This is a genomic window from Cryobacterium sp. TMT2-10, assembly GCF_004403075.1.
Lineage (GTDB): Bacteria > Actinomycetota > Actinomycetes > Actinomycetales > Microbacteriaceae > Cryobacterium > Cryobacterium shii.
On record NZ_SOGW01000092.1, the window covers coordinates 1 to 5,723 of the forward strand.

The following is a 5,723-nucleotide window of genomic DNA, read 5'->3' on the forward strand; positions in this document are numbered from 1 at the left end:
CCGCAGACCCAACGAAGTCCACTATGGTTATCAACAGCCAGCCCTGGCAGCGTAGAAGAAAACACTAATTCCGCTGTCCGAAATCTCCGCGGCAGCTCATACGGCACACTAGAACCACACGAGAGTGGCCCTGTTTTCAGTTGGCAGAAGTGGCCCTGTTTTCGGTCGGCGTTAACAACTGGCATGACGTGCCCGATCGAGGAGTGCCGGCGGCGGTTGTAGCGGCCCTCGATCCAGTCCGCGGCGCCGCGGATAGCGCGGGCCCGCGTGGGCCAGATTCGGCGGTAGTAGAACTCGGCTTTCAACGTCGCGAAGATGCTTTCGGCCATGGCGTTATCCCAGCAAATCCCGGTGTATCCCATCGACCGGGTGATGCCGTTCTTGGCGGCGAAAAGGGTGGTCAGGGCCAGACAAGACCAGACCGACAGAAGACGGCCGAGAATTAACGCCGACCGACAATAGGGTCGCTTCTGCCATCAACATGCAACAAGCATGGTGCTGCTTCAGTCGGCGTCAACACTGGAGATCAGTTCGCGCTCTGTCTGCCCGACCAGAGATGACCTGCGACGCGCTTGAAAGCTCCAGACCTGAAGGGGACCGTCAGTAGCGCAGCCACCCTCCTGCGGGCAGACTCAGTGTGACGCTCGGTAACTAGAGAGAAAACCCAACCTGCTGTTGTCAGTGCAACGACGATAGCTATGAAGCCGGCCCAGGATCCGACGGATGGCTGCCAGGACCCAGTGACTCCTCCCGGGCTGACGGCAACGGCCATTAGGACCAGCAGCGGATAGTGAATCGCGTACAGGGAGTAGGAGGACGCCGCAAGGCCTGAGGATAGGCGAAGTAGCTGACGACCCGCCGCTTGGCGCGGCCAAAGGTCCGGCAACAACAATGCAACGAATGACGCAGCTAGGACGCCCACTATATAGCTTGTGAACGGAGCATTCACGGGGCTACCGCCCGCAACCTTGTCGGCGACCATCGCCCCAACCAAAGCTAGCAAGTTCAGAACGCGCAAGGCCGTAAGGACCATCGGTGGAACTTTGGACACGCGACTTCGGATACTTCCGCCGCGAAAGGCAACTGCTGCGCCAAGGAGCCAGACGGGAAACAGGCTGAGCACGCTCCAACCGAACGTAGCAATCACGCCAAGTCCGACGGCCGCCAAGAGAACCTTGACTCGCAGTCGTCGGGCGTAAAAGAAACCAGCGAGCAGGAGCGGGAAAATGACGTAGTACCCGGCTTCGTAGGTCAACGACCATAGGGCTTCGTTCGACCCGAATGTCCTGACATGCAAGGGCTGCATGAAAGAAATGTTCCCAAGTGCTGTTAACCAGCCAGAGTTTGTGAAAGCGTTACTCTCTTCGCCATAAAAAACGGTCGCGCCGAAACGGGCCCGTCCCATCCAGTCAAGAATGGCGGTCAGAAGTATGGCAGGAATGAGAACGATCCACAGACGAGTGAGCCGGCTAATCGCGTAAGACGTGACTGAAAATGTTCCTCTGGTCATGCTTCTTTGTACGCTTCCTCCAACAAAGTAACCGCTGAGCACAAAGAAGACAAGTACAGCTCCATGGCCCAGGCCGAAGAGTGCGAGAGCACCTTGGGTGAGCAGATCTCCAGACGCGTCTTCTCGACCAACGAAGAGAAAACCGCGCGCGTGACCTGCGACAACAAGGAACGCAGCAGCGGCGCGAACGGCATTTAGTGCGCTATTTTCTCCTCTCTCTGGCCGAAGTAATTTGTCCCCCATGTCAAACATCCTATTGGGCAATACGGATAGCCTAGGACGCCCACGAACGCGGACAAAGTACACCCTGGACGGCATTTTGGCGGATCAAAGTAGCCACTACCGCCGCACACGCTCAGTTGCTTGAGAAGCATGAAATCTGCAAGTTGAGCGGTTCCGTTCCTACGGCGGTGTGACTCCAAGCAGGTCTAGAACTTTCGTGGCATTCGCCTCCCAAGTGAATCGCTCCGCCGTTTGGCGTCCCGCTCTGCCAATCTGTCCACACAACATCGGATTGCCGAGCAACGCTTCCAAGGCGTCGGCCAACTCCATGTCATTCTGGGGGGCGACTAGTACGCCGTCTCGCCCGCTGGTCACGAAGTCCTCGGGCCCGTTTTCAAGACAGCCAATCACTGGGCGCATCCTCGCCATGGCCTCGAGGTAAACGATTCCGAACGCTTCCCCCCAACTCGCTAGGCAGAAGATGTCGCACTGGGATATTTCGCGCATGGTTTGCGCATAGGAAATTCGGCCGACGAACTCCACATTGCTGGAGAGCCCAAGCGATTCGCTCAAGGCCTCAAGAGACTCCCGCTGAGCGCCGTCCCCAACAATTCGGTACCCCCAGTCCAATTCCGGACGCCGGCTTGCGACGGATTTCAGGGCTCGCAGAGTAACGTCAATGCCCTTGATCTCAGTCAGGTTCGCGACACTGACAACTTGCCGCCGGGAGGAGGCGGGGCGCTGGGCGTCTGATACGTACGCCCGAATTGGCAAGTCTGTTCCGTTAGACACAACACAGATCTTGCCTCTTGGAAGTCCCAAGGAAAGCGCGTGTTTGAGCAGAGGACCACCTACTAACGCCACAACGTCCACTGAATCGCCGAGTTTTCGGAACAGCGATCTTGCCCCGGCGCGACGTCGACTCGACGCGAAGTAGGGATCGACGCCATGAAGGACGAGTACGACTTTGCCGCCGAAGTACCGCCTCCAGAAGGGCAAACTGACGCCAGCATATCGACCGTCATGAACGATACAGCCGGATACGTTGACGGACTCGCGAAGACGATGCAGGGTGATCGCGAAACCAACTCCAGCAAGAACGGTGTTCACCTTAAGAAATCCGGGCCATGAGGCAAACCGACTCGGGACACGTATCATGGGCACATGAACGATGTTGACGCGGCCTTTTGCTAGGCCGAGGTCATCTGGCGAAAGGAACGATTGGGCATTCTTGCCCGCCACCATCGGCACCAGGACCGTAACTTGCAGACCGAGGCTCAAGATCGCAGCAACTTGCTGCACCATAAAAATGCCAGAGATCTCGTTTTGTCTCGTTGGCCAGTATCCACAAACAACAAGAATGCGATCGGTGTCCACTCGCATGGTGGCTCGCATGGCGCTCTCAGATTCCTCGGGAGTTTCCATGAGTTCCAATCTTTCGGTCTAGCTAGGCACAGTCGTTTGCAGCGACTGCCGCATTCGGCACAGTGCGTCGAGTTCTAACCGATCGTGCGGATGCAGGGCGGGGACAATTGCCTTCTCGCATTTTTCGCGCCCGCTTTGCCGCCGCGCGAGCAACTCACCTCCGACTAGCTCAACTCTAGGTGCAGAAGAAGCAGGAGTTGAAATCCCGCTCTAGATCAATTTTCGTCGGCGACGGCCCTTCGACCATCGCGGAATAGCACCCAGCAATGTTGCGTCGAAGCCCACGCAATTCTTCACAGATGCCGCCATCATGAGGTTCGCCAGTGCGACGCCTGAGGCAGTTGAAATGGCCATGCCGGGAGCCCCAAACAAGGGGACTGTAATGGTCGCCGAGCCGATCACAAGCAAGCATCCAACACTGGCTGAAATCAGCGCCGGTCGCACATGACCGCTCATTACAAGTATGTCCAGCACCGGGCCAGTTAGCGCGTTGACTAATTGACCTATCGCCAAGATCGTCAAGATTGCCACCGCGCCAGTGTAGCGAGGACCGAAGAAGAGAACGATGAATTGTTCACCGAAACTGAGAAAGGCCACGACGAATACGGCTGAACCAGCGATGTATAACAAGAGTGCATGGTCGGATACTCGGCGGATTGCTTCGATATCTCCTGCGGCAAAAGAAGTCGAAAACCGTGCTGCGAGAATCGCGCTCACGGCGGACTGCACGATTACCATAAGCGCCACCCCCTGCAAGGCGACCTTGTAAAGTCCGACATCCGTGGCAGGGCCGAGCCACCCTAACATTAGAACGTCTATATTTCCGAGAACTCGCTGTGTGGCAGAAAGCGCGCCGAGCGAGACAAGCGCCCGTAGCCACACTCGAGGATGGTACTCGGCTCGGACTGGTAAGAGCCTGCCTGAAGTTATCCTCCGCAACAGGATGGTCCCCACGAAGAAGGACAGCGCAGCTGCGCACGCGTTGGCCGCTAGTCCGTAGACAAGGTGATCACCTGAAACAACTTGGGTTCCTAAAACCAGAAGGATGAGGAACACCGCGGGGCGAACCAAAGCGTCTGGCATTTGAGACCAAACACCGCTACCAAGCCCTTGCATTGCGGATCCCCGGAGGAGGTCCAGGCCCATGAGAGGAACAAGGAGGAAGCCGATAGCGAGATACGAGAAGGGGACACGAGCGGAGTCCTCCTGCAAGGAGCTCGTGATAACTAGGAGAATTGCGGCCAATAACAGCGAAGCGAGTACAAGCCCCAGTGCGAACCGCCAGAGGCCTCGAATGATCCCGTGCTCGCCGCTGTCGAAAGCTTTCGCGGTCTCTCGAGTTACTAGCGTCGGCAAGCCCGATGTAATGGGCAGACTCGCCAGGCTCGCCAAGGAGAGCACAACTGAATAGACGCCTAGGCTCTCAGGACCAAGCCATCTAGCGAGAATCACGCCACCGGCGAAGAGCATCACTGCACTTATCACACGAAGCCCGACGGATCCCAAGATCTGTCGGGGTAAGCCGGCGACGCGATCCACCAGAATGCCTCTCGTCGCTGTGCATAAGTCCTGTAAGTGTTACCTGCAGTCAGATATGCCATCGCAATGCGGGACATTTGAACGGCCATGCCAGCTTGCCCTGATCGAAACCGACGCCACCCACCGAAAAACCGCATCGATGGTTGACCGCAGGGATCGAGCCTATCAGGCTGGTGAACGCGAGCAGGTCCATGTGTGCGCCATGGGGGAGCGGTCCCGATATTGGGTAGCGTCGGAAGTGCATTGTTCCCTGACAGTGCTCACTGAACTTCCCCACCAGGGGTCGCTTCGGAATTTGTCAAGGTGAATGAGGCCAGCGTGAGTTTAGGCGGCTAGTTTCGGCTCTTCTTCTTGTGCGTCGGCTGGCTTGTTGATCCAGGCCGCGTCGGGGGTGGCGAGGATCTTCGGGTCGAGGTTGGTGCTGAAGCGTTCCGGGTTTCGGGCTCGGGCTGCGGCGAGGGTCGCTGCCCGCTCGGCGGCTTTGCCGGCTGCGAGGCCGTAGTGGACGTCTGCAGGCGTGTTCAGCCCGATGCCGGTGTGCCGGTGGGTGTGGTTGTAACCCTCGACGAAGGTATTCATGAACCGTCTGGCGTCGCCGAGGCTGGCGAAGCGTTCCGGGAAAACCGGGGCGAACTTCAACGTCTTGAACCACGCCTCCGAGTACGGGTTGTCGTTGCTGACCCGGGGCCGGGAGTGCGACTTTGTGACTTCGAGATCCGAGAGCAGGGCTGCGACGGTCTTGCTCGTCATTGACGTTCCGCGGTCGGCGTGGACGACCTGCGGGGTGCCATGGATGCCGAAGGTTTCGGTCATCATCTCGGCGGCGAGGACCGCGGACTCGGCCGGATGGACCTTCACGCCGACGATGTATCGGGAGTAGATATCGATCATCACGTAGGCGTCGAAGTACTTGCCCTTGATCGGGCCGGTGAGCTGCTGCGGGGATTTCGGACAGCGGAATTAGTGGATTCTTCTACGCTGCCAGGGCTGACTGTTGATAACCATAGTGGACTTCGTTAGGACGCCG

Annotated in this window: 5 protein-coding genes and 1 pseudogene; all 6 read right to left on the reverse strand. The window is 58.0% G+C overall.

Going from position 1 to position 5,723, the window contains the following annotated elements; genetic code table 11:
• A partial coding sequence (locus E3T37_RS17830; protein ID WP_370292456.1) for an IS3 family transposase occupies positions 1-329 on the reverse strand: 329 nt, incomplete at its 3' end.
• Positions 330-526: 197 nt separating this feature from the next.
• On the reverse strand, positions 527-1,828 hold the full coding sequence (locus E3T37_RS17835) for an acyltransferase (protein ID WP_134366861.1): 1,302 nt from the start codon (positions 1,826-1,828) through the stop codon (positions 527-529).
• Between the two features lie 84 nt (positions 1,829-1,912).
• A complete protein-coding gene (locus E3T37_RS11190; protein WP_134366862.1) occupies positions 1,913-3,157 on the reverse strand; it encodes a glycosyltransferase in 1,245 nt (414 codons plus the stop codon).
• 210 nt (positions 3,158-3,367) lie between these two features.
• Entirely contained in the window at positions 3,368-4,696 is a 1,329-nt protein-coding gene (locus tag E3T37_RS11195; protein ID WP_134366863.1) for an oligosaccharide flippase family protein, read from the reverse strand.
• Positions 4,697-4,745: 49 nt separating this feature from the next.
• Positions 4,746-4,889, reverse strand: a complete 144-nt coding sequence (locus E3T37_RS16870; RefSeq protein ID WP_166806095.1) for a hypothetical protein — start codon at positions 4,887-4,889, stop codon at positions 4,746-4,748.
• Positions 4,890-5,020: 131 nt separating this feature from the next.
• Positions 5,021-5,632 (reverse strand): annotated as a pseudogene (locus tag E3T37_RS11200) (transposase); the annotation flags it as partial.
• Positions 5,633-5,723: the final 91 nt, after the last annotated feature.